Below are 26832 nucleotides of genomic sequence, written 5' to 3' on the forward strand. Positions count from 1 at the left end.
CCGGGCTGCGATAAGGGGCGCGGTGTGGAGCCCGATGAGCGAAAGAACGTGATGCTGGCGCGGTTGACTGAGAGCGAGAAGGAGTGCCTGCGCCGCCGCCTGCTACCGCAGACCGCAAAGGAGATGGCGCTCGACTTGGGCATCTCCCCGCACGCTGTCGAGAAGCGGCTGAAGATGGCGCGGGCGAAACTCGGCGTGTCGTCGTCGCTCGATGCGGCGCGACTGCTCGCTGCTTCGGAAGGGTACCAGCCTTTGGTACCCCATGCGTCGGACCTGTCGGGCGGCGGGGCATCGGGCGAGGCAGGGGCAGTCGCCGTCCCGCAGGTCGGGGCGGGGGCACGCACCCTCCCGACCCAAGGACTGTTCATGATCACGATCCTCGCATTGCTCGCATCCGTCGCGCAGGACGTACCCGCCGCCGACCCGAGTGCATCGCCGATGTTCGACGAAAAAGGGCGCACGGTCGCTGCGCGAAAGGTTGGTTCTGATGAGGCAGACGCCTATCTGCGAGAGAGTTTCGCCTCGATGGACACCGATCACTCCGGCTATTTCGACGCCGTAGAAGTCGGCAAGCTGGAGCCGCGCGACCGCCATCGTGATACGTCGCTGCCGCCCGCGCCGCCGCCCGGTGCGCGCGATCCGGCCGGTGAGCGCAAGTGGATGGACCTGCTCGATCACAATCGCGACGGTCGCGTCAGCAGCGAGGAATATCGTCAATATATGCTGCCGTGGACGCTGTTGAGCGGCGTTCCTGCGGACTGGCACAAGCGCGACTAAGACCTCGCTCGTCGATACCGTCATCCCGGGCCTGACCCGGGATCCCGCTTCTCCCTGGCGTGGGGCATAGCGGGACTCCGGATCAGGTCCGGGGTGACGGAAGGGCGGCAGGACAAGCCTTGCGCAAGCCACCCCGTCACCGATGCCGCGCGAGCACCTCATAGGCCATCACCGCCGTCGCCACCGCGGCGTTCAGGCTGTCGGCCTTGCCCAGCATCGGCATCTTCACCAGCAGGTCGCACTCGGATTCATATTCCTCAGGCAGCCCCTGCGCCTCGTTGCCGGTCAGCAGGAAGGTCGGCGCGGTATAAGGCGCGTCACGATAGCCGTTCTCGGTCTGCAAGCTCAGCCCGACCAGCTGCCCCGGCCCCTCGCGCAGCCACGACAGGAACTCCGGCCAGATCACCCGCACGATCGGCACCGTGAACAGCGCCCCCATGCTCGCGCGCACCGCCTCGGTCGAAAAGGGGTCGACGCATTCGTCGACGAGGATCAGCGCCCCCGCGCCGACCGCGTCGCCGGTGCGCAGGATCGTCCCGAGATTGCCGGGATCGCGCAGCCGCTCCGCGACCAGCCAGATCGGTGCGGCGCTGCGATCGAGGTCGCCGAGCGTGGTCTCGAACGTGTCGAACACGCCGACCACAGCCTGCGGATTGTCCTTGCCCGACAGCTTCGAGAGGATGTCGGACGTCGTCTCGACCGCTTCGCCATAATCGCCCTCGACCGCGTCGATCAGCGCGCGGACCAAGGGATGCCCGGCGCTTGCCGCCGCAAAGAACAGGATACGCGGGATGCGCCCGGTCTCCAGCGCCTCGGTCAGGATGCGCAACCCCTCGGCGAGGAACAGCCCTTCCTCGCGGCGATGCCGCTTGTCGCGCAACGCCTGCACGCGCTTGACCAGCGGATTGGAGAAGGAGGTAATGACCTTGGGCATAAGCGACGCAGCGAAGGATCAGTCCTCGCCGAACTTGCCCTCGACCAGCGCGCACATCGCCTCGACCACGTTCTCGGCCTGCTCGCCCTCGGCGGAGATGGTGATATGGTCGCCCTTGGCGGCACCCAGCATCATCAGCCCCATGATCGACGTCCCGATCACCTCCGAATCGCCCTTGGCCACCTTGACCGGCGCAGGCTGTCCGCTGGCGAGCGTGACGAACTTGGCGCTGGCGCGCGCGTGCAGCCCACGGCGGTTGGTGACTTCGACCGTACGCGACACCGTCATGCCGCGGCCTCGCCCAGCACCTCGGACGCCACCGAGATATACTTGCGTCCCGCCTCGCGCGCGGCAGCAACCGCCGCAACGACGGTCATCGCCTTGCGCGCCGATTCGAGCCGGATCAGCATCGGCAGGTTGATTCCCGCGATCACCTCGACGCGCCCCCGCTCCATCAGCGAGATGGCGAGGTTCGACGGCGTGCCCCCGAACAGGTCGGTCAGCACGATCACGCCGCGGCCTTCGTCGACCTCGGCGATCGCGGCGGCGATGTCGGCGCGGCGCGCCTCCATATCGTCTTCCGGCCCGATCGCGACGGTGCGCACCTGCCGCTGCGGGCCGACGACATGCTCCATCGCGACCACGAATTCATCGGCCAGCCGCCCGTGGGTGACGAGCACCAAACCGATCACTGGCCCCGACATTTGCTTCGACAATCCGTTCATTGACCCTGTGGGCGTCCCTCGAGCGCATCCTGCGGGGCCGCCGCAAGGTCCCGATGCACGATGGTGGGGCATAATCCCGCGTCGCGCAACCGTCCAGCGACGCGCTCGGCGACGTGAACCGAGCGATGCTTGCCCCCGGTGCAGCCGAACGCCACCGTGACGTAAGGTTTTCCCTCTGCACGATACCGCGGCAGCAGCAGCAGCAGCAGATCCTCGATCTTGCCCACCGCTTCCTCGTAGGCGGGATCGGCAGCGATATAGGCCGCGACGGCCAGGTCCTGTCCCGTATGGGGACGAAGCGTCGGGTCCCAATGCGGGTTCCGCAAGAAACGCATGTCGAACACCATATCGACCCCGGCCGGGATGCCGCGCGCGAAGCCGAACGATTCGATCGTCAGCGTCGTGCCGACCCCGGTGTCGCGCGCGAACACCTCGCGCACCTGCTGGGCCAGGGTATTGGCCTTGAAGGTCGTGGTGTCGATCAGCCGGTTGGCGCGCTCGCGCAGCGGTGCGAGCAGGCGCCGCTCGCGCTGGATGCCTTCCACCGCCGGGCGGTCGTCGGCCAGCGGGTGGCGGCGCCGCGTCTCGGCGAAACGCCGGGTCAGTTCCTCGCCCGAGCAATCGAGGAACAGCAACCCGACATTGTCGCCGCGCTGGCGCAATTCCTCGAAGCGCCGCAGCGCGGTGTCGGCATCGAAGTTGCGCGTCCGCGTGCCGAAGCCGATCGCCAGCGGGCGCGGGGCCTCGTCGGGGTCGGCAGGCGGCGCAACGACGCGCGGCAACAACGAAAGGGGGACGTTGTCGATCGTCTCCCAGCCGAGATCTTCCAGCGTCTTCAGCACGGTGGAGACACCCGCCCCGGCCATCCCGGTCACCAGCAGCACTTCGTTCATCGCTCGGCCTCTCTGACAGGCGGTTGTTCGGCCAGCGCCCATTCGACCTTGATCGGGGCGGACGGCCAACGCGGATCGATCACGACTTCGGGGACGGTGACGCCGTCGAGCACGATGGCGCGCGGTTCGGGCAGCCGCTCGTCCTCGCTGGCGAGCACCACCGACAGCGCGATCTGCACGGTGGCGCACGTCGGGCGCGCGACGATCCCAATCCCGCGCACCTCCATTCGCCCGGCGATCGTGGCAGGGGAGCGCGCGATCAGCACGCCATCTTCCTGCGAAAGCACGGTATAGTCATCAGCGACCAGAACGGCCCCGCGGTCGATCAGTCGCATCGCCAGGTCGCTTTTGCCCGCGCCCGACGGACCGGTCAGCAGCACGCCACGCGCGCCGATCGCAACGCAGGTCGCGTGGATGGTCGCGGTCATGCGCGCGGCGCCAGCGGCAAGCGCACCACGAAGCGCGCGCCGCTCAGTCGGTCCTCGCGCGATTCGACTCCAATTTCGCCCTGATGCGCCTCGACGATCGTCCGCGCGATCGCCAGCCCCAGCCCGGAATGCTGCCCGAACGTCTCCTGCGACGGGCGCACCGAATGGAAGCGACGGAAGATCGCCTCGCGCGCTTCCTCGGGCACGCCCGGCCCCTCGTCCTCGACCCAGACCTCCAGCATCGAGCGGTCGCGCCGCGCCGCGATCGTCACCGTGCCGCCCTCGGGCGAGAAGGAGATCGCATTGTCGATCAGATTGGCGAACACGCGCTCCAGCCGCGCGCCTTCGCCCGCCACGACCAGATCGTCGTCGAGCGGATCGAAGCGCACGCGCACGTCATGCGCCGGCCCACGTGCCTCGCGCTCACCGACCATCGCCGCCAGCATCGCGGCGACGTCGACCGGTTCGAAGGTCGCGCGGCTCAATTGCGCGTCGAGCCGCGAGGCTTCGGAAATGTCGCTGATCAGCCGGTCGAGCCGGTGGACGTCGTCGTTGACGATCGCCAGCAGCTTCGCGCGCAACTCGGGCTGCTCGACGCGACTGAGCGCATCGGTCGCGGAGCGCAGCGAGGCGAGGGGGTTCTTCAACTCGTGCGTCACATCGGCGGCGAACGCTTCGGTCGCGTCGATCCGCGCGCGCAGCGCCAGCGTCATGTCGGACAGCGCGCGCGCCAGCATGCCGATCTCGTCGCGCCGCTCGGGCAGCCGCGGCACCGTCACTTCGCGCGCGCGCCCCAGCCGCACGCGCACCGCGGCGCGCGCAAGCGAGCGCAGCGGCACGACGATCGTCCGCGCGAGGAACAGCGACAGCCCGATCGAGATCGCGCTCGCCACCAGCACCACCACGCTCAACCGGTAGCGCTCGGCGCGCACCCGTTCTGTGACGTCGCGCGCGTTGACCGCGGTCAGCAGCGCGAGGTTGGGCCCCAGCGGCGCGGCGGCGGTGATGACCGGGGTGCGATCGGGCGCGCGCCACAGCGTCTGCGCACTTGCCGCGCCCGCGAAGACCGCGCGCACGTCGGGCCAGCGCCGTCCGTCGCGTTGCTCGCGATAGCCGGGTGCGAGTGGCGCGCGGACGATACGGTCGATCGCGGCGTCCAGCCAGCGCGCGCTGCGGCGTGCGAGCGGGTCGTCGTCGGGATCGTCGAGCCGGAAATTGCCGATGCCCAGCGCGCGACTGTCGGCCAGCAGCGCGCCGCCACGATCGTACAGCCGCACGCGCGTGCCGGTTTCCTCCGCCAACCGCGCGATCGTCGCGTCGCGGGTCTCCAGCGGGATGGGCGCCAGCGCCTCGGTCATCAATCGCACCTCGCGCGCGGCCTGGGTCGATCGCTGGTCGAGGATCCGGCTGCGGAACGATTCGAGATAGAAGAACCCGCCCGCCAGCAGCAGCAGCGCCAGCACGTTGACCGCCAGGATGCGCGGGGTGAGCGAAACCTTGCCCGACCACGCGCGTGCCTGTTCGGCGGCGTCACTCCTCCGAAAAGCGGTAGCCGGCGCCATACAGCGTCTCGATCGAATCGAAGGCGGGATCGGCTTCGCGGAACTTGCGGCGCACGCGCTTGATGTGGCTGTCGATGGTGCGGTCGTCGACGTAGATGTCGTCCTGATACGCCGCGTCCATCAACTGGTTGCGCGTCTTTACGATGCCGGGGCGCTGCGCCAGCGTCTCGAGGATCAGGAATTCGGTCACAGTCAACGTCACCGGCTTGCCGTCCCACGTCACGCGATGCCGCGCCGGGTCCATCAGCAGCCGTCCGCGCTCGATCGGTCCCTGCGCCTCGGCCTCGCCCTCGCCACCGGCCTGTGCGGGCTCGGTGCGGCGCAGGATCGCGCGGATGCGCGCGATCAGCAGCCGCTGGCTGAAGGGCTTGGCGATATAATCGTCCGCCCCCATCGCCAGGCCCAGCGCCTCGTCCAGTTCGTCATCCTTGCTGGTCAGGAAAATCACCGGCAGGCGGCTCTTCTCGCGCAAGCGCCGGAGCAGCTCCAGTCCGTCCATCTTCGGCATCTTGATATCGAAGATCGCGAGGTCGGGCGGATTGTCGGTCAGCGCCTTCAGCGCCGCCTCGCCGTCCGAATACAGCCGGGTCATGAACCCCTCGGCCTGCAGCGCGATCGACACCGACGTCAGGATGTTGCGATCGTCGTCGACCAGCGCGATCGTGGCGGTCATGGATTGGTCCCGTGCATCACAAACGGAGGGGGTAGGCCAAAGCGCGCCACCGCTCAATGGTCGCGCGCCATGACATTTTGTTTAACGTGTTTGACGCGAGGCGCGTACCATCGTATTTCTCCGCCATCGAACGCGCCCATGAAGGCGCACTTTGGAGGACGGACCTTTGAGCCATCGCATTCCCGACGCCGGGCTGGAGACGCAGGGCATCGAAACCCGCGCCACGTTGCACTGGAACCTCGTCACCGCCCGCCTGACCGAAGCCGCAGTCGCGCGCGGCGAGGGCAAGCTCTCCGCCGACGGCCCGCTGGTCGTCGAGACCGGCGCGCACACCGGCCGTTCGGCGCAGGACAAGTTCATCGTCCGCGATGCCGAAACCGAATCGACCGTCTGGTGGGGCAAGTCGAACAAGGCGATGGACCCGGCGCATTTCGCCGCGCTCAAGGCTGATTTCCTCACCGCGCTCGGCACCAAGAGCGACCTCTTCGTCCAGGACCTCTACGGTGGCTCGCAGCCGTCGCACCGCGTCCGCGTTCGCGTCATCAACGAACTGGCGTGGCACAACCTGTTCATCCGCACGATGCTGGTCCGCCCAGAGGAAAAGGACCTCAAGGGCTTCGTCCCCGACTACACGATCATCGACCTGCCGAGCTTCCGCGCCGATCCCGCGCGCCACGGCTGCCGCAGCGAGACGGTGATCGCGGTCAACATGACCGAGAAGCTGATCCTGATCGGCGGCACGCGCTATGCCGGCGAGATGAAGAAGTCGGTGTTCGGCATCCTCAACTATTTGCTCCCGCCAACCGGCGTGATGCCGATGCACTGCTCGGCGAACATGGGCGCGGATGGCCGCACCGCGGTGTTCTTCGGCCTGTCGGGCACCGGCAAGACGACGCTGTCCGCCGATCCGAAGCGCACGCTGATCGGTGACGACGAACATGGCTGGTCCGACGACGCGGTCTTCAATTTCGAGGGCGGCTGCTACGCCAAGATGATCCGGCTGTCGGCCGACGCCGAGCCCGAGATCTTCGCCACCACCAAGCGGTTCGGCACCGTGCTCGAAAACGTCGTGATGGACGAGGTGACGCGCCAGCTCGATCTCGACGACAACCGCCTCGCCGAGAACAGCCGCGGCGCTTACCCGATCGACTTCATCCCCAATGCGTCGGAAGAGAATATGGGCGGCACCCCGCGCAGCATCGTGATGCTGACCGCGGACGCGTACGGCATCCTGCCGCCGATCGCGAAGCTGACCCCCGATCAGGCGATGTATCACTTCCTGTCGGGCTACACCGCGCGCGTCGCGGGGACCGAGATCGGCGTCACCGAGCCCGATGCCACCTTCTCGACCTGCTTCGGCGCGCCGTTCATGCCGCGCCACCCGTCGGTCTACGGCAATCTGCTCAAGGAGCGGATCGCAAAGGGCGGGGTCGATTGCTGGCTGGTCAACACCGGCTGGACGGGCGGCAAGTACGGCACCGGCCACCGGATGCCGATCAAGGCGACGCGTGCGCTGCTCGACGCCGCACTCGACGGCAGCCTGAACGACGCCGAGTTCCGCACCGATCCGAACTTCGGGTTCAAGGTGCCGGTCGCGGTACCGGGCGTCGACACCGCGATCCTCGATCCGCGCGCGACGTGGGCCGACAAGGCCGACTATGATGCGACCGCCGCGAAGCTGGTCGACCTGTTCAACGACAATTTCGCGCAATTCGCCGATCACGTCGATCAAGGCGTCCGCGAGGCTGCACCGAAAGCGGTCAAGGCCGACGCCTGACCGCATACCGCCGTCACTGGCACCGGAACAATGTCGCGACCTCCGCCGGACAGGGCGGGGGTCGCGCGCGTTTTCGGACCCCGCGGAGGCTGGCTCGGTGGATAGTCGGCGCGACGCTCCGATCCCTCCTACGTGCAGCAGCGCGTCGATAAAAAGATGTGGCGACATCCGCTGGCCGGCGGCCATCGGGAACAAGCAGACGCAGCCACAGATGCGACCATTGTAAATCTTTGGGCCTTTCGGCACCGGCGGCACGAGAGTATAAGACGACGAGTCGCCAGATAAATACAACAATGTCCAGCGTTCCTGTCCAAACGCGGCCGATGCTGCGTGTGGCACAGTTAGACGTATGTTGGTTTGCTTCGTTGTTGTGGCATGTCGTTATTGTCGACGTTGGTAAGGTATTGCGCCCGACTCTCGCGCAAGGCCGGGCCTAGCGTCGCCTGCTTGCTGTCTAACATGACGTGACTTGCGACGGTGACTTCGTGCGCCGCGTCCAGTCGCGCCCCTGCCGCATCGCGTCGCCGGCCACCCATTCCAGCCAATGTTCAAAGACATGGGAGGATTGCATGAGCAGGACCGTCAAAGATCAAGTTGAGGCTTCCACACGCGGCATCGACGAGACGAACCCCGGCACGACCGGCGAATTGCCGGTTGATGCCGGCGGTGGCGACTCCGCTGCCGCCGCAGAAACCGAGTATGAAGCCGTCGGCGGGATCAACCCGAACGTCAAAGAACCCGCCAGCGAGACAAGCAACAGTGCCTCGCGACTGCTGAAAAACGAAACGGACTGGGAAATCGGTTCTTCCGGCGAGGAAGCCGGCGGCGGCGATAGTGAATTCGCGCCGCTCGACGCAATCTACGGCAGCTATCCGGAGTTGCTCGATCGCGCCGCGATGGAGGTGATCCTCGGCGTCGACGATCGCGTGCGCGTCCAGAACACCTCATCCTATCCGTGGCGGGCGATCTGCGCGTTGCGCATCCAGGCCGCCAATGGCGCGCGCTATATCGGCACCGGCTGGATGGTCAGTCCGCGCACCGTGATCACCGCCGGCCATTGCGTGTATCTGCACGACGCCGGTGGCTGGGCACGGTCGATCGAGGTGATCCCGGGCATGAACGACGCCGCTCGACCGTTTGGCAGCCATGTCGGGACGATGTTGCGCAGCGTCGCCGGATGGTCGCAGGGGAAGAAGCGGGAGTTCGATTATGGCGCGATCATCCTGCCACCGGCCAATCGTCCCGGCGCGCAGACCGGAACCTTCGGGCTGGCGGTCCGCGACAATGCGTTCCTTCGCGCGGCGATGCTGAACCTCAGCGGATATCCGGGTGACAAGGGGGGCGCGCAGCAATGGTTCCACGCTCAGCGTACCAAGGCCGTGGCGGATCGTGTCCTAACTTATGAAATCGACACGGTCGGCGGTCAGAGCGGTTCGCCGGTCTGGGTATTGCAAAACGGTCAACGCTTCGCCGTCGGTGTGCACACCAACGGGTCGAATGCGGGCAATTCCGCGACCCGCATCACGAAGGATATGTTCGACAACCTCGTCAACTGGAAGAGCATGGGCGCTTGATGCAGGGGCCGCCGTGTCGGGTGTCGGCACGGCGGTCCGTCACGATGAAAGGAAGCAGTTATGACCGTCATCACGTTCCGCGACGATGCTGGCGCTCCGATTGCCGACGCGGTCGTCACGATCACGGGCGCACCTGGCGAGATCGCCGATTTGGGCTACGTGACCGACTCGCGGGGAACGGCCCGGCTCGATCTGCCGACCGCCGGCGAATACCGATTCATAGTCAGCAACGGCGGAACGCCGCTGCTCGCCAGCGCGATGCTGACGCCCGATGTGGATAGTGACGTCGTGGCGCAGCAGACCGCATGATGACGATGTGCGGCGTGGTCGGCATGCGCCCCTAGCCGTCAGCCCCCGTTGCGGTTACATGGCGCGCCACTTCCTCACCCCACAGGATTCGGCGTTCCATGAACATCCGCCTCGGCCTTACCTTCGACGACGTGCTGCTGGTGCCGGCGGCGTCGAGCGTGCTCCCCGGCGAGGCCGATACGCGGACGCAGGTGACGCGCGGCATCTCGCTCAACATTCCCGTGCTTTCCTCGGCGATGGACACCGTCACCGAGGCCGACATGGCGATTGTCATGGCGCAGCTCGGCGGGATGGGCGTGCTTCACCGCAACCTGACCGTCGACGAACAGGTCGCGGCGGTGCGGCAGGTCAAGCGCTTTGAGAGCGGCATGGTCGTCAACCCGATCACGATCGCGCCGCAGGCGACGCTGGCGCAGGCGCAGGCGCTGATGGCCGCGCATCGCATCAGCGGCATTCCGGTGGTGGAGAGCGACGGCAAGCTGGTCGGCATCCTCACCAACCGCGACGTGCGCTTCGCCGAGAACCCCAACCAGCCGGTCGCCGAGCTGATGACGCGCGAGAATCTCGTCACGGTCTCGACTGGCGTGGCGAAGGAGGAGGCGCGCCGCCTGCTCCACCAGCGCCGCATCGAGAAGCTGCTGGTTGTCGACGATGCGTATCGCTGCGTCGGCCTCATCACCGTCAAGGATATCGAAAAGGCGGTCATGTACCCGGAGGCGACCAAGGATGCCGCCGGCCGCCTTCGCGTCGCTGCCGCCACCACCGTCGGCGACAAGGGATTTGGTCGCACCGAAGCGCTGGTCGACGCCGAATGCGACCTGATCGTCATCGACACCGCGCATGGCCATAATAGCGAGGTCGCGCGCGCGGTCGAGCGCGTGAAGAAGCTGTCGAATGCGGTGCAGGTCGTCGCGGGCAATGTCGCGACCGGCGAGGCGACGCGCGCGCTGATCGACGCGGGCGCGGACGGGATCAAGGTCGGGATCGGTCCGGGCTCGATCTGCACCACGCGGGTCGTGGCCGGCGTCGGCGTCCCGCAGCTCACCGCGGTGATGGACTGCGCCGAGGCTGCGGCAAAGGCCGGCGTGCCGGTAATCGCCGACGGTGGCCTGCGCACCTCGGGCGATCTCGCGAAGGCGCTGGCGGCCGGCGCTTCGACCTGCATGGTCGGATCGTTGCTCGCCGGCACCGAGGAAGCCCCGGGCGAAACCTTTCTTTACCAAGGGCGTGCATACAAATCCTACCGCGGCATGGGCAGTGTCGGCGCGATGGGCCGCGGCTCGGCGGACCGTTATTTCCAGGGCGAGGTCCGCGACCAGCTCAAGCTGGTGCCCGAGGGGATCGAGGGGCAGGTGCCCTACAAGGGCCCGGCGCGCGACGTGATCCACCAGCTGGTCGGCGGCATCAAGGCGGCGATGGGCTATACCGGCTCGGCGACGATCAAGGATCTTCAGGCGCGCGCGCAGTTCGTCCAGATCACTGGCGCGGGGCTCAAGGAGAGCCACGTCCACGACGTGACGATCACCCGCGAGGCGCCAAACTATCCAACTCGCTGACACGTCAGGACGCGCGCCGCTGTCCTACGTGGCGCGTGTCTGGCAGAAGCGGGGGATGATGCCCGCCACGGTCTACCCGCCGGTACTTTCGGTCGAAGCCGGCCGAAAATCCGTCATCCCGGCGAAAGCCGGGATCCCGCTTCTTCTTCTTGGACGGGCGAGCCGGCGGTCGGCACCACGCCATTGTCTCAACATTCGCAACATTCGCCAGCGCTACTCTTTCGCTTACCGTCACCCCGGCGAGGGCCGGCGTCCAGTAACGGAACGACTGTCGCCGCCGCCAAGCGCCACCCCGCTGGCGTCTCAACATTCGCAACATTCGCGTCCACCCGCCGTTCGCCCTGACGCCTGAACGGACGCTCACCACCACCGCCCCGCCTCTCTCCCGAAAGCGCCGCAATGACCCCCGCCGCCCGCACCCAAGCCGCGATCGACCTGCTCGACGCGATCGTCATCGCCGCCCGCGAGGGTGGGGCGGCGGCCGATACGCTGATCTCCCGCTATTTCGCGCAACGCCGCTATGCCGGGTCCAAGGACCGCCGCGCGGTGCGGGAACTGGTCTATGCCGCGATCCGCCGGCTCGGCGAGCGCCCCGCCGACGGCCGCGCCGCCATGCTCGCGCTCGCCGCGACCGACCCCGCGCTCGCCGCGACCTTCGACGGCTCCACCCACGGCCCCGCGCCGATCGGCGACGAAGCACCGGCCGCCGAGGGGCTCCATCCGCGCTGGCTGGAAGAGCGGCTCGCCGCGGCCGGGATCGGCGCGGACGAACAGGGCGCGCTGATCGACCGCGCCCCGCTCGACGTGCGCCTCCATCCGGACCACGCCGACCTCGACCTGGCCGACGCCGCGCCGATCCCCGGCCTCCCGCTCGCGCGCCGACTTCCCGCTGGCAGCGACATCGCCCCCCATGCCGGCAAGCTCGAGGTACAGGACGCCGGCAGTCAGGCGGTGACGCTCGCCGCCGCTGTCGCGCCGGGCATGATCGTGCTCGATCTGTGCGCCGGCGCGGGCGGCAAGAGCCTCGCGCTGGCCGCGCAGATGGCGAACGAGGGGCGCATCATCGCCAGCGACGTTGACCGCACCCGCCTGTCGCGGCTCGCCCCGCGTGCCGAAAAGGCGGGCGCGACGATCGTCGAGACCCGGCTGCTCAATCCCAACCACGAAGCCGAGATGCTCGCCGACATCCACGCCGATGTCGTCCTGATCGACGCGCCGTGCTCGGGCACCGGAACGTGGCGGCGCAACCCGGAGGCACGCTGGCGGCTCACCCCCGCACGGCTCGACCGTCTGATCGAGACGCAGCGCCACGTTCTGGCCATCGGTGCGGGGTGCGTGAAACCGGGCGGTGCGCTCGTCTACATCGTCTGCTCGCTGCTGGACGGCGAGGGCGCGGCGCAGGTCGACGCCTTCCTTGCCGCGCATCCGGGCTGGCAGGCTGAGCCGCTGGCGCTGCCGTTCGGTCGCCCGCACCACGCCGGCACCCGGCTGACCCCCGCGCACGACGGCACCGATGGTTTTTTCGTCGCACGGCTGCGGGCGCCATGCTAACCGGGCCGGATCGTGTCGAAGCTGGAGCCGTTCATGCGTTTCACCGCCATCGCCATGGCCGCCTCGCTGGCGCTGGTGTCGATCTCCACCGCGCTTCATGGGCAGCGGCCTGACGACCAGATCGACGCGCGCAGCATGGCCTTGCTGCAACAGGGCAAGGCGGCGCGCGCGGCGGGTAATCTCGATGGTGCGACCGATCTGCTCGAAACCGCGGTGACGGTCGATCCACGCAACCGTCAGGCATTCGTCGCGCTGGCGAGCGTGGCGGAGGCGCGCGGGCTGCCCGGCAAGGCGATCCGCCTCTATCGCGAGGCGCTGCTGCTCGAACCGAATGACGTCAACGCCTTGGCGGGGCAGGGCGAGGCGATGGTCGCGAAGGGTGCGGTCGAGCGCGCGCGTCAGAACCTCGCCAAGGTCCGATCCTTGTGTAAGGGCGCGTGCCCGCAGGCGACGACACTCGCTTCGGTAATCGCCAAGGGGCCGCCGATCACGACGGCGCAGGTTGGCGCGAACACCACCACGGCCGCGACGGGCGCGGTGCCGACGTCGGACGATTAAGGCGTTAGGTCAGCCGTTTGGCGACCGCGACGAACTCGGCGACGCTCACCGTCTCCGCGCGGCGAGTTGGCTCGATCCCCTCGGCCTCCAGCGCATCCAGTGCCCCCGGCACGCCGCGCAGCGATTGGCGCAGCATCTTGCGCCGCTGCCCGAACGCCGCGGCGGTGACGCGCTCCAGCGCCGCAAGCGCCACGCCGTCCGGCGCGTCGGTCGGGGTGATATGCACGACCGCCGACATCACCTTGGGCGGCGGCGTGAACGCGGAGCGGTGCACCGGCATCGCGATCTTCGCGATCGACCGCCATTGCGCCAGCACCGCCAGCCGTCCGTAAGCCTCACCCCCGACCGGCGCGACGATCCGCTCGGCCACCTCGCGCTGGAACATCAACGTCAGCGACTTCCACCACGGCAGCCATTCGGCGGACAGCCAGCCGATCAGCAACGCGGTACCGACATTATAGGGTAGGTTGGAGACGACATGCGGCGCACCCTCGAACAAGGTACGCGCGTCGATCTCGGTCGCATCGCCCTCGATCACGCGCAGCTTGCCCGGATACGCTGCTTCCAGTTCGGCCAGCGCCGGGATGCAGCGCCGGTCGCGCTCGATCGCCGTGACCCGCGCGCCCTGCGCCAGCAACGCACGCGTCAGCCCGCCCGGACCGGGGCCGACCTCCAGCACCGCGGCATCGGTCAGGTCGCCCGGGATGCGCGCGATCCGCGCCAGCAGTTGCGCATCGAACAGGAAGTTCTGCCCCAGCGCCTTGGACGCCGACAGACCATGCCGCGCGATCACATCGCGCAGCGGCGGCAAGGCAACGGCGGTCATGCGTTCGCGGCGCGCGCGCGGTGGGTGGCGGCGTCCGCAGCCATCAGGATCGCGGCGATCGTCGCACCGGGATGCGCCAGACCCTTGCCCGCAATCCCGAACGCCGTGCCGTGGTCGGGCGAGGTGCGAACGATCGGTAGCCCCAGCGTGATGTTGACGCCGTCGTCGAAGAACAAGGTCTTCAGCGGCACCAGTGCCTGATCGTGGTACGGGCACAAAGCGACGTCATAAAGCGCCCGCGCCCGCGCATGGAACATCGTGTCCGCCGCCAGCGGCCCGCGCACGTCGATCCCGTCATCGCGCAGGATCTCGATCGCCGGCCGCATTACCTCGATCTCCTCACGGCCCAGCGCGCCGTCCTCCCCGGCATGTGGGTTGAGCCCGGCGAAGGCGAGCCGCGGGCGGTCGATCCCGAAATTGCGCGTCATGGCACGGGCGGTCACCCGCGCCTTCGCCAATATCAGCTCGACGGTCAGCAACCCCGGCACCTCCGCCAGCGCGACGTGCGTGGTCATCGGCACCACGCGCAGCCCCGGTCCGGCGAGCATCATCACCGCATTGTCGCGCGCGATGCCGCAGCGTTCGGCGACGAACTCGGTCTGCCCCGGATAAGTGAAGCCGATCTGATACAACTGCGCTTTGGAAACCGGCCCGGTCACCAGCGCGCGCCCCGCTCCCGATCGCACCAGCCCCGTCGCAAGCTCCAAGGCACGGACCGCGCAGCGTGCGCCATCCGCGTCGGGCTGCCCCGGTACGATATCGCCGGCATCCTCGACGGTGAGGACGGGCAGCGCATCCGGGAAAACCTCCGCGACCGCGTTCAGGTCTGAAACCGCCGCGACCGGTCCGTCCCAGACGCGCGCGATCGAGCGGCGGTCCCCGACCGCCACGAACGGCGGCAGCGCTCGTTCGATGCGCGCATCCCAAGCCTTGGCGATCGTCTCCGGGCCGATCCCCGCGGGATCACCCATCGAAATGACGATCGGGCCGTCCATCGGCTCAGCGATACTCGATCACCGCGTCGCGACGCAGGTCGCGCAGCGCTTGCTGCGCACGCAGGTTCACGCGCTGTTGCTCGAGCTGGTTCTGGATCTGCTGCGCGCCTGGCAGCTGCCCGCCCTGCGCCTCGTCGCGCCCGCACATTACCAGTGTGCGGACGCCCTCGGTCGGCGAGCCGAACGGCGGTGTCGCCTGGCCAACTTGCAGCTTCAGCATGATCGCCTGCAACGGCGGCGGCAGGTCGCGGATGCGGATCGCGTCATTGTCGACCACCTCGGCGTTCAGCGAGGCGGCGACCTTCGCCACCGAGCCGCAGCCTTGCAGCTTCTGGATCGCGGTGGCAAAGGCGCTGGTGCGCTCGGTCGCCTGCGCCTGCGTGGTGCCGGCAGGAAATTTGATCGTCAGCTGCTTCAGGCTCAGCCGCGCATCACGCGGATCGGCGGTCAGCACCTGCCGCTTGTCGACAAGATACAGGATCGAAAAGCCGCCGGGCGTCGCGACGGGTCCGGCGACCTGCCCGACCTGCATCGTCTGCGCCGTCTCGGCCAACGGCCCCGGCAATTGCGCCGCACGCACCCAGCCCAGATCGCCGCCAACGCCGCGCGTCGACGCTTCCGAAAAGTTGCGCGCGAAATAGCTGAACGGCGCCTGGCCCTTGCTGATCTCGGCGATTAACTGCTTGCTGTTGTCGAACACCTGCTGCTGCCGATCGGGCGTCGCGGCAAGGTAGATTTCGTTGAGGTGATATTCTTCGGTGCCCTTTGCGGCCTCCAGCCGGTCGAGGATCGCCTTCACCTCTTCGTCGCCGACGTTGACGAACGGCTCGACGCGCTTGCTCAGATAGCGGTTCCATGCCAATTCGCCTTCGATCTGGCGGCGCAGCGAGCGATCCGACGACCCCTGTTCGCGCAGCCAGGTCGTCAGCTGCGCGGGTGTCTTCTGAAGATTGCGGGCGACGCCGGCGTACGCCTGATCGATCTCGGCCTTCGTGACGGTGATGTCGGCGACCTTGGCCTGCTGGATCTGCAGCGTCTCGTCGATCAGCTGGCGCAGCACCTGCAACTGCAGCTTCTCGCGCTCCTCGGCGTTCAGCTTGGCATTGTTCGCCGCCGCGATGAAATTGACGCGCTGATCGACGTCGGTGCCGGTGATGATCGCTTCGTTGACGATGGCGGTCGCCTTGCGGATGTTCGGATCGACCTTGCCAAAGATCTGCAAATCTTTGGGCAGGTTCAGCCCCGTCGCGTCGCGAGGTTCGGCATCCTGGGCCAGGGCCGCACCCGTCACGCCCAGCGCCACGATCGTCCCCAGCAACCGGCGGGTCAGCGCCGCGCCCTTTGTCTTGATCATCACGTGCGTCTCGAAATCCCGATGAGGTGCGCCTGTCGCCGCCGCGGCGCTTGTGCCGGAAAACAACTGAACCGGGGCTTAGCGGCCGAGGTTCTTCAAGGAAAGCGTCAACAGATAGCTGTTGCCGCTCCGCGCGTCACCGACGTTGCGGTAATCGCGCTTCCACGCCAGCCCCAGGTTGAGACAATCGTCCTCATAGGCAACGCCGAGCCGGTGGCGGATCGGGTTGAACCCGTCCGAGGTCGACAGCGCATCTTCGGCGCGGTCGGTCAGGTCGACGATCGCAGAGCCCCATATCGACCAGAAGCGGGTTATGCCGACGCGCCCGCCGACGCGCACTTCCTCGCGATCCTGCAGATCCTCGAGCACGTCGATGTCGCGATTGAGCCGCAGATAGCCGACCGTGGCATAGGTCTGCCGCGTACCAACCGTCGCATCGATCTCATTACGACGGATCGAGAAATTGTCCTTGTCGATCCGGTAGCGGTGAGTGAGCGTCACCAGTTCGCCGAAGCGGATGTTGGTACGACCGACGATATCGGAGAAGCGGTCCGACAGCCCGGTGCCGTCGGGCAGGATGCTCGGCCGCTCGTTCAGGCGATAGCTTTGCCCGACGTTCGCCGAAATCGCGACGCGGTCGAGATCGAGCGCCCATTCCGCGCCATATGTAATGCGGCTCGAATCCTCCCATCGATCGTAACCGGAGAATCGATTGAGGGCGAACAGGTTCGAATCCTCCAGATCGACCGCGCGCGCATCCTCGTTCGGCACCTGGATGTTGCGCGTCTTGGGCGTGGCGACCACCTGGACGCGCGGGGTGAAGCGCTGGAACCCGCCGAACAGCTCGCCGACGAAGGGCCAGCGAACGTCAGCTGCCAGCGCGCCAATGAAGCGGGTCTGAAATCCTTCGATCCCGCGATAGCTGGCGATCGAGGTCGCGGCGACGTTTTGCGTGTCATAGGCGTCGGCGCGACCGAAGGCGGTCAGCGTCACTTCCTGCCCCAGCACGGTGATCCCGCGCCAGTCCCAGCGCGCGCTGCCGAAGGCGCGCTGCGTATCCTGACCGGCCTTCCGGCCGATCGCCAGCGAGTTGAGCTGGATCTGCAAGGTCCCGCCGAGCAGCGCATCGGGAACGCGGCGACGATAGTCGATCTCGGGCAGCGCGACCGGCTGCATCCCCTGGCGGTCGCCGACGCGCAACGTCTGCACCGCCCAGCCGGCGATCGACAGATAGCTGTTCGGATCGACCCGCTCGAGCGCCAGCGTCGTGCGCAGCCGGTCCTCATTCGAAATATCGTAGCGACGCAGGAAGGTGCGATCGGTCACAAGCCGCAGCGAGCCCGACAGGCTCCAGTTGGGATCGAACTGGAACCGCCCGGCGCCGTCCAGATAGCCGCGGAAGGCGCGCTCGGTATCCGAGGTGGTGACGTCCGCAAGGTTCTGCGTCCGCCGGCTGCTCGTCGCGAACCCGCGGATGGAGTAAGCGCCAAGCTCGTTCAGCCCGCTGTAACGTGCCTCCATCATCGGCACTTCGGACGAGAAGAGGTGCGGCGCGAGGACAAGCGACTGATTGGGGCCGAGTGCGAGATTGAACGGGAGCACTACCTCCGCGCCGTTCAGTCGGGTCAGTCTGACCGACGGTGTCAGCAGCCCGGTGTCGTTGCTCGCCGCGACCGAATTGCTGAAGCGCGGCAGCGCCGGACTGGTCAGCCCGAACAGGTGGAAACGTGCGCCCTCGTAATAGACGCGCTCCTTGTCGGGACGGTAAATGACCTTGACCGCCGTGATCTTCCACGTCGGCTCGCGCGGGCACCCATCCGATCCGGTCACCGCGCACGGCGAATAGACTGCGCGGTCGAGGTTCATCGTCCCGTCGGCTTCTCGCACGCCGCGCACCGCCGCCAGCCGCCCGCCTTGCTCCAGCACGACCAGCAGATTGTCGACCACGCCGTCCTTCAACGTATCGGTCAATTCGATCGAATCGCCGTAGGCGACGTCACCCTGCGGGTTGGTCACCGCGACATTGCCGGTCGCGAAGACCTTCCCACTCTTGCGGTTCCACACCACCTTCTCGGCGCGCAACCGCTCACCCGCGCGCGTCATCCGCACCTCGCCCGTCGCGGTCACAACATCGGCGTTATACTCATATTCGAGTGCGCCGGCGCTGAACTGCACCTGATCGCTGTCGGCGTTGCTGGTGGCGGCGGCCGGAGCAGGGGCGGGCGCGCCACCCGCACGGTCCTGAAGCGACTGCGCCGAGGCCGGTACGGCCAGCGCCAGACACAGCGCAGCGCCGGCGAGAAGATCGAAACGCATCACGTCGTCGTCGTTGCCCCGTTTGCGCGACCGGCCGGAAATGGCGGTCCCGCCGCTGCCGCCTATCGCATCGCCGCGTCGAGCCTGCAACGCTTTGCCAATTGGTGGCGTCATCCCTACGTAAGCGACATGATAAAAGAGGATACAGGAATGCAGATCGCCTTCACCGCCGAACGCCCCGCCGATGCCGCGGTACTGGCGCTGCCGGTTCGCAAGGATGCGGGCGTAGCGGGGCTGGTCGATGGCGCCGATGCGCTGCTGGCCGCCGCAGTCGCCGGGCAGCGCTTCACCGGCGAGGCGGGCAGCGTCGCCGACGTCTTCGTCCCAGGCGGCGAGGGTGCGCAGCGCGTCCTGCTGCTGGGGGTCGGCACCGGAGACGACGCGTCGTTCGAGCGTGCTGGCGGCGCGCTCACCGCGCGTCTGCTCACCTCGGGCGTGACATCGGCGGTGGCCGATCTGGACGGCGAGGCACCGCTCGCCGCCGCGCGCTTTGCGGCCGGCGCGGCGCAACGCGCGTGGCGCTTCGACGAATATCGCACCAAGCTGCCGGAAAAGCAGAAGCCGACGCTGACCGCGGTCACGATCGTCGGCGACGATGGCGAATGGACCGGGCGCGAGGCGGTGACGCGTGGGCTCGGGCTCGCGCGTACGCTCGCGACGTTGCCGCCGAATATTCTCTACCCGGAGAGCTTCGTCGAGCGGGTGCTGGACGCCGTCGATGGCCTCGGGCTTGAAGTGACCGTGCTCGACGAGGAGCAACTCGCCGAGCTTGGCGCGGGGGCGTTGCTCGGCGTGTCGCAGGGCTCGCGACGCGAGGCGCGGGTGCTGGCGCTCAAATGGTCGGGTGCCGATGCCGATGCGCCGCTGACCGCGCTGGTCGGCAAGGGCGTAACGTTTGATACTGGCGGGATTTCGATCAAGCCGGCCGCGGGCATGGAAGACATGAAGTGGGACATGGGCGGCGCGGCGGCGGTGGCCGGCGCGATGCTGACGCTCGCCACGCGCAAAGCAAAAGCCAATGTTATCGGTGTCATGGGCCTCGTGGAGAACATGCCCGACGGCAATGCGCAGCGGCCGGGGGATGTCGTCGTCAGCATGTCGGGGCAGACGATCGAAGTCATCAACACCGATGCCGAGGGACGTTTGGTGCTGTGCGATTGCATCACCTGGGTCCAAAATACCCATAAGCCGACGCGGATCGTGGACCTTGCGACGCTGACTGGAGCGATGATCGTCGCGCTCGGTAACGAATTTGGCGGGTTATTCAGCAACGACGATACGCTGGCCGGGCAGTTGCTGGCGGCGGGCCTCGCCACCGGCGACAAATTGTGGCGCTTCCCGCTCTCGGACGCCTACGACAAGCTGATCGACTCGCCGATCGCCGACGTGAAGAACGTCGGGCCGCGCGGCGCCGGTTCGATCACCGCGGCACAATTCCTGCAGCGCTTCGTCGACGAGGGCGTCGCCTGGGCGCACCTCGACATCGCCGGAATGGTGTGGGCGGACAAGGATGGCCCAACCTGGGCGAAGGGCGCGACCGGCTATGGCGTGCGCGTCCTCGATCGCTTCATCGCCGACACCTGCGAGGGCTAAGGCGCGCGATGCAGGTCGACTTCTACCACCTGACCCGGATGCCGCTGGAGCGTGCGCTCCCGCAGATCGCGGCGAAGGTGGTGGCGTCGGGCGCGCGGTTGCTGATCGTCGCCGCCGACGCCGAGCGGCGCGCGGCGCTCGACCGGCTGCTGTGGAACTATGCGCCCGACAGCTTCCTGCCGCACGCGCAGCAGGGCGGAGCGGCGGACGAGCGCCAGCCGATCCTGATCGCCGCCGACGTCAACCCCGCCAATCGCGCCCGCCATATCGCGCTGGTCGACGGCGAATGGCGTGACGCCGCGCTCGATTTCGACCGCGCCTTCCACTTCTTCGACGAAGAACACATCCGGGCGGCGCGCGCGGCGTGGAAGGAGCTGGCGGCGCGCGACGGGGTGGAGCGGCGTTATTGGAAGCAGAACGAGGCGGGGCGCTGGGAACAGGCGGCCTGAGCGCTCGCTTGCATCACTGCCCGCGTCCGCCTAGGGCGGCGCCACTTTCCATCCTATTCATTTCAGGAGCCCGTGACCGTCATGGCCGCGAACCGTACCTTCTCGATCATCAAGCCCGATGCCACGCGCCGCAACCTGACCGGCGCGGTCACCAAGATGCTGGAGGAAGCCGGCCTGCGCGTCGTCGCGTCCAAGCGCATCCAGATGACCAAGGAGCAGGCCGAGGGCTTCTACGCGGTCCACAAGGAGCGCCCGTTCTTCAACGATCTGGTCAGCTTCATGACCTCGGGCCCGGTCGTCGTGCAGGTGCTGGAAGGCGAGAACGCCATGCAGCGCAACCGCGACATCATGGGCGCCACCAACCCCGAGAACGCCGCGCCGGGCACGATCCGCAAGGAACTGGCCGAGTCGATCGAGGCGAACACCGTCCACGGGTCGGACTCGGACGAGAATGCCGAGATCGAGATCGCCTATTTCTTCAAGCCGGAAGAGATCGTCGGCTGATATGGACTGGCGCCTGTATCATGCGGGGCCGGCGGATGCCGCCGCGCTCTCGCTGGTAGCGGGCGCCACCTTCCTCGAAGCGTTCGCGGGCATCCTCGACGGCCCGGACATCGTTGCGCACGTCACCCGCAACAGCAGCGTGGCCGCCTTCGAGGCGTATCTCGCCGATGGCGCGGTTGCGACCCTGGCCGAGGCCGAAGCGGGCGGTGCGCCGATCGGTTACAGCCTGCTGACCGCCCCCGATCTGCCGGTCGGGTCGGAAGTCGGCGATGTCGAGCTGAAGCGCATCTACGCTTTGCTTCCCACCCACGGCACCGGTCTCGGCCCGGCGCTGATGACGCGCGCCATCGACGATGCGCGCGCGCGTGGGTGCCGCCGGCTGCTGCTCGGCGTCTATGGCCGCAACAAGCGCGCGCAGCGCTTCTACGAAAAGCAGGGCTTTACGGTCGCGGGCACCCGGCGTTTCCGCGTCGGTGCGACGTGGCACGACGATCTGATCTACGCGCGCGCGCTTTGAGGACGGCCTGAGAGGCTGATCCGTCTGGTTTTAAACTCCCGTCCGTTACCCCGGCTGATGCCAGAACGACGAATGGAAAGGCGGAAGAACCCAAGCGCGACGCGCATCATCAGCGTCCCCCAAACCGCGCCCGGCCGTGGGGCGATTCGCTCACCCGTTTGCGTCGCGCTCCACGCCGTCGATGATCTTGCCCCCGGCCATGAACACGACGATCGTGCAGGCGCCGAACATGATCCATCCCGGTGTGCCGGGGAAGCGATGCAGGTAGGTCATCCCGCGCTCGACCGCGCCGGTGGCGATCGCGTAGATCAGCATGAACGCCTCAAACTTCGTCTTGACGACGAACAGTCGCGCGAAGCCGCGCCACCAGCGTTGCAACCGGGCGGTCATGCGCGCAGCTCGGTCAGTTCGAGTGCTTCGACCAGTGCGGCCCGGGCGGTTGCAATTTGCTCCAGCAACGCGCGATCGCCGAGATCGTCCGGCGCGATCGCCTCCGGCCAATGGCGTTTGATCACCGCCGCGATCCCGTCGAGCCGCCGATCATCGACGAGGAAGCGCGGATCGACCGTCGCCGGATCGCACACGACGCGCAGCCGCAGGCATGCCGGACCGCCGCCATTAGCCATCGACTCGCGGACATCGACCACCTCGACGCGACGGATCGGTCCGTTGCCGGCCAGATGCGCCTCGATCCAGCGCCAGACGCGCGGATTGGCGCGCGTTTCCTCGGGAACGATCAGCGTCGGCACGCCATCTGGCGGGGTCACCAGCTGTGCGTTGAAGAGGTAGGAGCCGATCGCATCGGCCAGGCTCACCGCAGACGCGGGCACCTCGACGATCTCGACCTCGGGCAGCAGGCGGCGCAGATCGGCGTAAAAGCCGTCGCCATCCGCGAACGCCTGTTCGTGGGCCAGCAGGATCCGCTCGTTGGCGACGGCGACCACATCGTTGTGGAAGGCGCCGGCGGCGATCGCCTCGGCCGATTGCTGCACGAACAGCGTCCGTGCCGGGTCGAGCCCGTGTTGCCGGGCAATCGCGCGGCTGGCCTCGACATGCTGGCGGGCAGGGAAGGCACCTCCGGCGACGCCGTAAACGAACACCTCGACACCCCGCGCGTCGTGCGCGGCACACAGCCGCATGTGGTTCGCCGCGCCTTCGTCGCCGAACGGCGGCAGCACCGGGGGTTGCACGACGAAATGCGCTTCATTCCCGAACGCGACCCGCAATTGCGCCAGCGTCGCGCGCCACTCGTGGCTGCGATGCGGCATCGTCACCAGATTGGCGACGGTCAGGTGGCAGCGCCCGTCGGGAGTGTCGGCCGCAGGCGACACGGTCGCGGCATTGGCCGCCCACATCGAAGAGGCGGACAGCGCCTGCGCCTTCAGGTGCGCGGGTGCCGCATCATAGTCGATCGCCAGACGCGCCAGCCAATCGTGATCGGGGCGGGGCGGGGGGATCAGCACGCCCTGCACCAGCCCAAGGCGCAGATTGGCGCGCATCTTCGCCACGCCCTGCAACGCCGCGGCGCGCGGATGCGCGACCTGCCCGGCATTGGCGGTGGCGGCAAGATTGCCGGGGCTGAGCCCCGCATAATTGTGGCTGGGGCCGACGATCCCGTCGAAGTTGATCTCGCGTATCATATCCGTCCGATCCAGCTCACGCGGTCGCCTTCGCGCAGCCGTAGCGCGGTCGCCGCTGCCGGGTCGAGCGTCACGCCGCCATCGACCGTCCCGATCCGGGCGTAGGCGCATCGGAAGTCGGCAAGCCGTCCGGTCGCGACGAGCGCCTCGTTCGTGCCGCCGTCACGCACCGCCACGACGGTCGCATCCTGCGCATCACGGACGGTGCGGATCTGGTCGGTCTTGACGGTCATCGTCGGGCCGCCATCGAAGATGTCGATGTAGTTTTCGTAAGCGAAGCCTTCGTTCTCCAGCATCCGCATCGCGGCGCGGCCGGAGGGATGCGGCAGCCCGATCGAGGCGCGCGCATGGTCGGAGAGCATCGCGGTGTAGATCGGATGCTTCGGCATCAGGTCGGCGATGAACTGGTGCCCGTGCACCGCATTGAACTCGTCGGCTTCCTGGAACCCCATGCCGAAGAACCGCCCGGCGAGCCCGTCCCAGAACGGCGACCCGCCCGCCTCGTCGATCACCCCGCGCAATTCCGCGAGCGTCCGATCGGCGAAGCGCGGGCGGTGCGTGCGGATGAACAGATAGCGGCTGCGCGCCAGCAACAGCCCCAGCCCGCCCGCGCGCTCGCCCGGATGGAGGAACAGGCCGCCGACCTCGCTGGCGCCCTCCAGATCGGTGGTCAGCGACAGCATCTCGGCACGGAACGTCCGCGACAGCTCGCGGCTGTGCTGGGTCAGCGTGCCGAGCCGGTAGCTGTAGAAGGGATGCTTTTGCCCGACATGCGTGAATAGCTGGCACGTCCCACGCACCTCGCCGGTGACGTTGTTCTCCAGCATCAGCACGAACAATTCGTCGGTCAGCGAGGTGTCGTCATGTCCGAACGCCAGCGCGCTGCGTTCCAGCTTGGCGGTCAGGGCGTTGCGATCCGGGGGAAGGTTGGTGAACCCGCCGCCGGTCAGCTTCGCCATTTCATACAGATGCGACAGGTCGTTACGATCGGCGGCGCGGATCACGAACGTCATGCCAGCGCTCCTTCGGCCAGTCGCAGCATCGTCACCGCCGAGAGCGCGGCCCGCTCGGCAAGGCTGTCGACGATCAGGAATTCGTCGGTGGAGTGGATCGCGCCGCCGCGCGCGCCCATCGTGTCGACCACCGGCACGCCGCAGGCGGCGATATTGTTGCCGTCGCAGACCCCGCCGGTGTCGCGCCACGCGATCGGCTGGCCCAGGTCAGCGCCGGCGTCGCGCACCAGCGCGAACAGCCGCGCCGCACCTGCGTCGATCGGCTTTGGGGGACGGTTGAAGCTGCCGTGGACATGGATGCTCACGTCATGCGCCGTCTGGACCGCAGCGACCGCGGCATCGATCGCGGTGCGTGCGCGCGCGATCTCGCCCGCGTCGGCGGGGCGAAAGTTGACGCGCAGCACCGCCAGATCGGGTACGACATTGTTGGGGCCGCCGCCCTCGATCCGTGCCGGATTGACCGCCAGCCGCGGCGAACGTTCCTCATGCAGCCGCACCGCCAGCGCGCTCGCGGCGACGATCGCGTTGCGCCCGTCCTCCGGATTGCGCCCGGCATGCGCGGCGCGACCGCGCACCACGATCGAGAAATTGCCCGTCCCGCCGCGCGCGCCGGCCAATGTGCCGTCGGGCAGCGCAGGTTCGTAGGTCAGCGCCGCCACCTTGCCGCGCGCCGCCTCCGCCAGCAGCGCCGCGGACGAGAGCGAGCCGGTTTCCTCGTCGGAGTTGATGACCACGTCATAGCCGAGCTGCGTACCGCCCGCTTCGATCGCGAGCAGCGCTTCGAGCATCAGCGACAGTCCGCCCTTCATGTCCGCGACGCCGGGGCCATTCAGCACGCCGGGCTCGCGCCATTGCAAGGACTGGAAGGAATGATCCGCGGGATAGACCGTATCCATATGCCCGGTCAGCAACAGCCGCACGCGCGCTTCGGGACGGACCGACATGCGCAGGTGGCGTCCATGCGCAAGCGGTTCCACCCGCCCGTCCGCCGCGACGCTGTCGGTCGGCGTCGGCTCCACCAGTGCCACGTCGCCCGGCAGCGCCGCGAACGCGTCGGCCAGTTCCGCCGCCATCGCCGCGCAACCGGCGACATTGCGCGTGCCGCTGTTGATCGCGGCCCAGCGCTCGACCCGCGCCAGCATCGCGCCGGCGTCGATCCTGTCCAGGGATGCCCGTTCGCAGGGCGAAAGACTGTTCATTCCGGCACCGTAGCGGGACGTTCGCCGAAACGGAACACGGGCGAAGGCCTCTGCGACGAGACGGCCTAGGTGTATGATCCCGCGGTGTGATGGTGCGATCGTTTGATCGGCGCGGAACGAACCCGGATGCGACAGGTCCCGTCACCCGGGAAGATGAAGTGCGCCAGGATACATCCTACCGTAAACATTAAGTTTTGCGGCGTACCGCGCTGTTATGGGTCTGCTCGATACCATCGCGCACTGCATGGCGCACAGTCACGACCATTGGCTGGTGGCGCTTGCCGCGGCTGTCTGCGCGGTCGGCGTCTACGCCACGTTCGCGATCGCTCGCCATGCGGCGCGGGCCGTCGGAGCGCTTCGTCCCCGGTGGGCTCTCGTCAGTATTGTCTCGGGCGGCTGTACCGCATGGGCCACGCATTTCATCGTGCTCCTCGCCTATAAGCCGGGCATCGAAGCCGCCTTTGACCCGCTGGTCACCATAGCATCGTTAGCCTGCGCGATAGTCGGCATCGGCGGAGGAATCTTCGTGTCGATGCGCTCGCGTCGGCGCTCGCAGCAGTTTCTCGCAGGGCTCGTCATCGGTCTCGGCATCGCCGCGCTGCATTACATCGGCCAGTCAGCCTATCTTGTCCGGGGCAGCGTCGCATGGGATGCGGTGCTTGTCGTGCTCTCGCTCGTGGTCGGCGTGCCGATCAGCGGCTTGGGAATGATGACCTTATCGCACCGACGTCGCTCCGTACGCCGTGCTGCGCCACCTCTTCTCCTTATCTCGATTGCCGTTCTGCACTTTTGCGGCATGGCAGCGATGACTGTTCACCCAGATCCGCTGGTCAGATTCCCGGCCATCGCCCTATCTCCCGCAACCATCACGCCGTGGGTAGCGGGCGTGTCGATCGCCCTCCTGACCCTGGCGATATTCGGCTGGCGCTTCGACTTGGCGGCGAAAGCAAGACTTCGGCTGGATCAGCGCCGTCTGCGCGAACTCGCGGATGTCGCGCTTGAAGGGCTGCTGATCTGCTCCGGCGACGAGGTCATCACCGTCAACCAGAGTATCGAGTGTGGATCGGCGTGGAAAAGGGACCCCGGTAGCGGGGTGATCGGCGTCGAAA

The 26832-nt window shown here is 67.7% G+C and carries 27 protein-coding genes; 12 read left to right on the plus strand and 15 right to left on the minus strand.

All coding sequences use genetic code 11. The annotated features are described in order from the left end of the window. The first annotated feature begins 24 nt into the window (after positions 1–24). On the plus strand, positions 25–777 hold the full coding sequence (locus tag AADI75_RS07775) for an EF-hand domain-containing protein (protein WP_341208465.1): 753 nt from the start codon (positions 25–27) through the stop codon (positions 775–777). Between the two features lie 136 nt (positions 778–913). Here AADI75_RS07775 and AADI75_RS07780 read toward each other — a convergent pair whose 3' ends face one another. The 7 genes from AADI75_RS07780 to AADI75_RS07810 are packed head-to-tail and all read right to left on the minus strand — an operon-like array spanning position 914 to position 5992. Further along, on the minus strand, positions 914–1711 hold the full coding sequence (locus AADI75_RS07780; protein ID WP_341208466.1) for an RNA methyltransferase: 798 nt from the start codon (positions 1709–1711) through the stop codon (positions 914–916). An 18-nt stretch (positions 1712–1729) separates the two neighbouring features. Then, positions 1730–1999, minus strand: coding sequence for an HPr family phosphocarrier protein (locus AADI75_RS07785; RefSeq protein ID WP_341208467.1), 270 nt, complete (start codon positions 1997–1999; stop codon positions 1730–1732). Then, positions 1996–2403: a PTS sugar transporter subunit IIA gene (locus AADI75_RS07790; protein ID WP_028965961.1), complete on the minus strand. Its 408-nt coding sequence runs from the start codon at positions 2401–2403 to the stop codon at positions 1996–1998. Before AADI75_RS07790 ends, AADI75_RS07785 begins: the two co-directional genes overlap by 4 nt. Positions 2404–2432: 29 nt before the next feature. Beyond that, positions 2433–3329, minus strand: a complete 897-nt coding sequence (rapZ, locus tag AADI75_RS07795) for an RNase adapter RapZ (RefSeq protein ID WP_341208468.1) — start codon at positions 3327–3329, stop codon at positions 2433–2435. Next, positions 3326–3757, minus strand: coding sequence for an HPr kinase/phosphatase C-terminal domain-containing protein (locus AADI75_RS07800; protein ID WP_341208469.1), 432 nt, complete (start codon positions 3755–3757; stop codon positions 3326–3328). The genes rapZ and AADI75_RS07800 overlap by 4 nt, the downstream gene beginning before the upstream one ends. Continuing rightward, positions 3754–5319: a stimulus-sensing domain-containing protein gene (locus AADI75_RS07805; protein WP_341208470.1), complete on the minus strand. Its 1566-nt coding sequence runs from the start codon at positions 5317–5319 to the stop codon at positions 3754–3756. The genes AADI75_RS07800 and AADI75_RS07805 overlap by 4 nt, the downstream gene beginning before the upstream one ends. Further along, positions 5288–5992 (minus strand): response regulator transcription factor, encoded by a 705-nt coding sequence (locus AADI75_RS07810; protein WP_341208471.1) that lies wholly within the window; start codon positions 5990–5992, stop codon positions 5288–5290. Before AADI75_RS07810 ends, AADI75_RS07805 begins: the two co-directional genes overlap by 32 nt. A 166-nt stretch (positions 5993–6158) precedes the next feature. Between AADI75_RS07810 and AADI75_RS07815 the strand changes: the two genes are divergently transcribed. The 6 genes from AADI75_RS07815 (at position 6159) to AADI75_RS07840 (ending at position 13317) form a co-directional block, all read left to right on the plus strand. Beyond that, positions 6159–7769: a phosphoenolpyruvate carboxykinase gene (locus AADI75_RS07815; RefSeq protein ID WP_341208472.1), complete on the plus strand. Its 1611-nt coding sequence runs from the start codon at positions 6159–6161 to the stop codon at positions 7767–7769. Positions 7770–8254: 485 nt separating this feature from the next. Next, complete coding sequence (locus AADI75_RS07820; protein WP_341208473.1) at positions 8255–9343, plus strand: serine protease; 1089 nt, start codon at positions 8255–8257, stop codon at positions 9341–9343. 60 nt (positions 9344–9403) lie between these two features. Beyond that, on the plus strand, positions 9404–9652 hold the full coding sequence (locus AADI75_RS07825) for a carboxypeptidase regulatory-like domain-containing protein (RefSeq protein ID WP_341208474.1): 249 nt from the start codon (positions 9404–9406) through the stop codon (positions 9650–9652). Positions 9653–9750: 98 nt separating this feature from the next. Next, positions 9751–11208 (plus strand): IMP dehydrogenase, encoded by a 1458-nt coding sequence (guaB, locus tag AADI75_RS07830; protein ID WP_341208475.1) that lies wholly within the window; start codon positions 9751–9753, stop codon positions 11206–11208. Positions 11209–11607: 399 nt separating this feature from the next. Further along, positions 11608–12759 carry an RsmB/NOP family class I SAM-dependent RNA methyltransferase gene (locus AADI75_RS07835; protein WP_341208476.1) on the plus strand — a complete coding sequence of 384 codons (1152 nt, stop codon included), beginning with the start codon at positions 11608–11610 and terminating at the stop codon, positions 12757–12759. Positions 12760–12792: 33 nt separating this feature from the next. Then, a complete protein-coding gene (locus AADI75_RS07840; protein WP_341208477.1) occupies positions 12793–13317 on the plus strand; it encodes a tetratricopeptide repeat protein in 525 nt (174 codons plus the stop codon). Positions 13318–13321: 4 nt separating this feature from the next. On the opposite strand, the gene rsmA is transcribed toward AADI75_RS07840, so the two are convergent. The 4 genes from rsmA to lptD all read right to left on the minus strand — a co-directional run bounded on the left by rsmA (position 13322) and on the right by lptD (position 18808). Beyond that, positions 13322–14143: a 16S rRNA (adenine(1518)-N(6)/adenine(1519)-N(6))-dimethyltransferase RsmA gene (rsmA, locus tag AADI75_RS07845; protein ID WP_341208478.1), complete on the minus strand. Its 822-nt coding sequence runs from the start codon at positions 14141–14143 to the stop codon at positions 13322–13324. Next, entirely contained in the window at positions 14140–15138 is a 999-nt protein-coding gene (pdxA, locus tag AADI75_RS07850; RefSeq protein WP_341208479.1) for a 4-hydroxythreonine-4-phosphate dehydrogenase PdxA, read from the minus strand. The genes rsmA and pdxA overlap by 4 nt, the downstream gene beginning before the upstream one ends. A gap of 4 nt (positions 15139–15142) precedes the next feature. Beyond that, on the minus strand, positions 15143–16492 hold the full coding sequence (locus AADI75_RS07855) for a peptidylprolyl isomerase (protein WP_341208480.1): 1350 nt from the start codon (positions 16490–16492) through the stop codon (positions 15143–15145). A 78-nt stretch (positions 16493–16570) separates the two neighbouring features. Then, complete coding sequence (gene lptD / locus AADI75_RS07860) at positions 16571–18808, minus strand: LPS assembly protein LptD (protein ID WP_341208481.1); 2238 nt, start codon at positions 18806–18808, stop codon at positions 16571–16573. Between the two features lie 150 nt (positions 18809–18958). On the opposite strand from lptD, the gene AADI75_RS07865 reads away from it, so the two are divergent. The 4 genes from AADI75_RS07865 (at position 18959) to AADI75_RS07880 (ending at position 21871) form a co-directional block, all read left to right on the plus strand. After that, positions 18959–20401 carry a leucyl aminopeptidase gene (locus AADI75_RS07865; protein ID WP_341208482.1) on the plus strand — a complete coding sequence of 481 codons (1443 nt, stop codon included), beginning with the start codon at positions 18959–18961 and terminating at the stop codon, positions 20399–20401. Between the two features lie 8 nt (positions 20402–20409). After that, positions 20410–20850: a DNA polymerase III subunit chi gene (locus tag AADI75_RS07870; RefSeq protein WP_341208483.1), complete on the plus strand. Its 441-nt coding sequence runs from the start codon at positions 20410–20412 to the stop codon at positions 20848–20850. Between the two features lie 81 nt (positions 20851–20931). Next, entirely contained in the window at positions 20932–21354 is a 423-nt protein-coding gene (ndk, locus tag AADI75_RS07875) for a nucleoside-diphosphate kinase (RefSeq protein WP_341208491.1), read from the plus strand. A 1-nt stretch (position 21355) separates the two neighbouring features. Further along, positions 21356–21871 carry a GNAT family N-acetyltransferase gene (locus tag AADI75_RS07880; protein ID WP_341208484.1) on the plus strand — a complete coding sequence of 172 codons (516 nt, stop codon included), beginning with the start codon at positions 21356–21358 and terminating at the stop codon, positions 21869–21871. 150 nt (positions 21872–22021) lie between these two features. On the opposite strand, the gene AADI75_RS07885 is transcribed toward AADI75_RS07880, so the two are convergent. The 4 genes from AADI75_RS07885 to AADI75_RS07900 are packed head-to-tail and all read right to left on the minus strand — an operon-like array spanning position 22022 to position 25723. Then, positions 22022–22261, minus strand: a complete 240-nt coding sequence (locus AADI75_RS07885; protein WP_341208485.1) for a hypothetical protein — start codon at positions 22259–22261, stop codon at positions 22022–22024. Continuing rightward, on the minus strand, positions 22258–23511 hold the full coding sequence (locus AADI75_RS07890; protein ID WP_341208486.1) for an N-succinylarginine dihydrolase: 1254 nt from the start codon (positions 23509–23511) through the stop codon (positions 22258–22260). The genes AADI75_RS07885 and AADI75_RS07890 overlap by 4 nt, the downstream gene beginning before the upstream one ends. After that, positions 23508–24524 carry an arginine N-succinyltransferase gene (locus tag AADI75_RS07895; protein ID WP_341208487.1) on the minus strand — a complete coding sequence of 339 codons (1017 nt, stop codon included), beginning with the start codon at positions 24522–24524 and terminating at the stop codon, positions 23508–23510. Before AADI75_RS07895 ends, AADI75_RS07890 begins: the two co-directional genes overlap by 4 nt. Next, entirely contained in the window at positions 24521–25723 is a 1203-nt protein-coding gene (locus AADI75_RS07900) for a hydrolase (RefSeq protein ID WP_341208488.1), read from the minus strand. Before AADI75_RS07900 ends, AADI75_RS07895 begins: the two co-directional genes overlap by 4 nt. Before the next feature lie 214 nt (positions 25724–25937). Here AADI75_RS07900 and AADI75_RS07905 point away from each other — a divergent pair. Then, on the plus strand, positions 25938–26832 hold an 895-nt coding region (locus AADI75_RS07905; protein ID WP_341208489.1), incomplete at its 3' end, for an MHYT domain-containing protein.

The organism is uncultured Sphingomonas sp. (genome assembly GCF_964021865.1).
Classification (GTDB): Bacteria; Pseudomonadota; Alphaproteobacteria; order Sphingomonadales; family Sphingomonadaceae; genus Sphingomonas.

Coding starts and splice junctions, on each gene's coding strand:
- AADI75_RS07780 (WP_341208466.1), bottom strand. CDS start 1,711: ATGCCCAAGGTCATTACCTCCTTCTCCAATCCGCTGGTCAAGCGCGTG.
- AADI75_RS07785 (WP_341208467.1), bottom strand. CDS start 1,999: ATGACGGTGTCGCGTACGGTCGAAGTCACCAACCGCCGTGGGCTGCAC.
- rapZ (WP_341208468.1), bottom strand. CDS start 3,329: ATGAACGAAGTGCTGCTGGTGACCGGGATGGCCGGGGCGGGTGTCTCC.
- AADI75_RS07800 (WP_341208469.1), bottom strand. CDS start 3,757: ATGACCGCGACCATCCACGCGACCTGCGTTGCGATCGGCGCGCGTGGC.
- AADI75_RS07805 (WP_341208470.1), bottom strand. CDS start 5,319: ATGGCGCCGGCTACCGCTTTTCGGAGGAGTGACGCCGCCGAACAGGCA.
- AADI75_RS07810 (WP_341208471.1), bottom strand. CDS start 5,992: ATGACCGCCACGATCGCGCTGGTCGACGACGATCGCAACATCCTGACG.
- AADI75_RS07825 (WP_341208474.1), top strand. CDS start 9,404: ATGACCGTCATCACGTTCCGCGACGATGCTGGCGCTCCGATTGCCGAC.
- guaB (WP_341208475.1), top strand. CDS start 9,751: ATGAACATCCGCCTCGGCCTTACCTTCGACGACGTGCTGCTGGTGCCG.
- AADI75_RS07835 (WP_341208476.1), top strand. CDS start 11,608: ATGACCCCCGCCGCCCGCACCCAAGCCGCGATCGACCTGCTCGACGCG.
- AADI75_RS07840 (WP_341208477.1), top strand. CDS start 12,793: ATGCGTTTCACCGCCATCGCCATGGCCGCCTCGCTGGCGCTGGTGTCG.
- rsmA (WP_341208478.1), bottom strand. CDS start 14,143: ATGACCGCCGTTGCCTTGCCGCCGCTGCGCGATGTGATCGCGCGGCAT.
- pdxA (WP_341208479.1), bottom strand. CDS start 15,138: ATGGACGGCCCGATCGTCATTTCGATGGGTGATCCCGCGGGGATCGGC.
- AADI75_RS07855 (WP_341208480.1), bottom strand. CDS start 16,492: ATGATCAAGACAAAGGGCGCGGCGCTGACCCGCCGGTTGCTGGGGACG.
- lptD (WP_341208481.1), bottom strand. CDS start 18,808: ATGCGTTTCGATCTTCTCGCCGGCGCTGCGCTGTGTCTGGCGCTGGCC.
- AADI75_RS07865 (WP_341208482.1), top strand. CDS start 18,959: ATGCAGATCGCCTTCACCGCCGAACGCCCCGCCGATGCCGCGGTACTG.
- AADI75_RS07870 (WP_341208483.1), top strand. CDS start 20,410: ATGCAGGTCGACTTCTACCACCTGACCCGGATGCCGCTGGAGCGTGCG.
- ndk (WP_341208491.1), top strand. CDS start 20,932: ATGGCCGCGAACCGTACCTTCTCGATCATCAAGCCCGATGCCACGCGC.
- AADI75_RS07880 (WP_341208484.1), top strand. CDS start 21,356: ATGGACTGGCGCCTGTATCATGCGGGGCCGGCGGATGCCGCCGCGCTC.
- AADI75_RS07885 (WP_341208485.1), bottom strand. CDS start 22,261: ATGACCGCCCGGTTGCAACGCTGGTGGCGCGGCTTCGCGCGACTGTTC.
- AADI75_RS07890 (WP_341208486.1), bottom strand. CDS start 23,511: ATGATACGCGAGATCAACTTCGACGGGATCGTCGGCCCCAGCCACAAT.
- AADI75_RS07895 (WP_341208487.1), bottom strand. CDS start 24,524: ATGACGTTCGTGATCCGCGCCGCCGATCGTAACGACCTGTCGCATCTG.
- AADI75_RS07900 (WP_341208488.1), bottom strand. CDS start 25,723: ATGAACAGTCTTTCGCCCTGCGAACGGGCATCCCTGGACAGGATCGAC.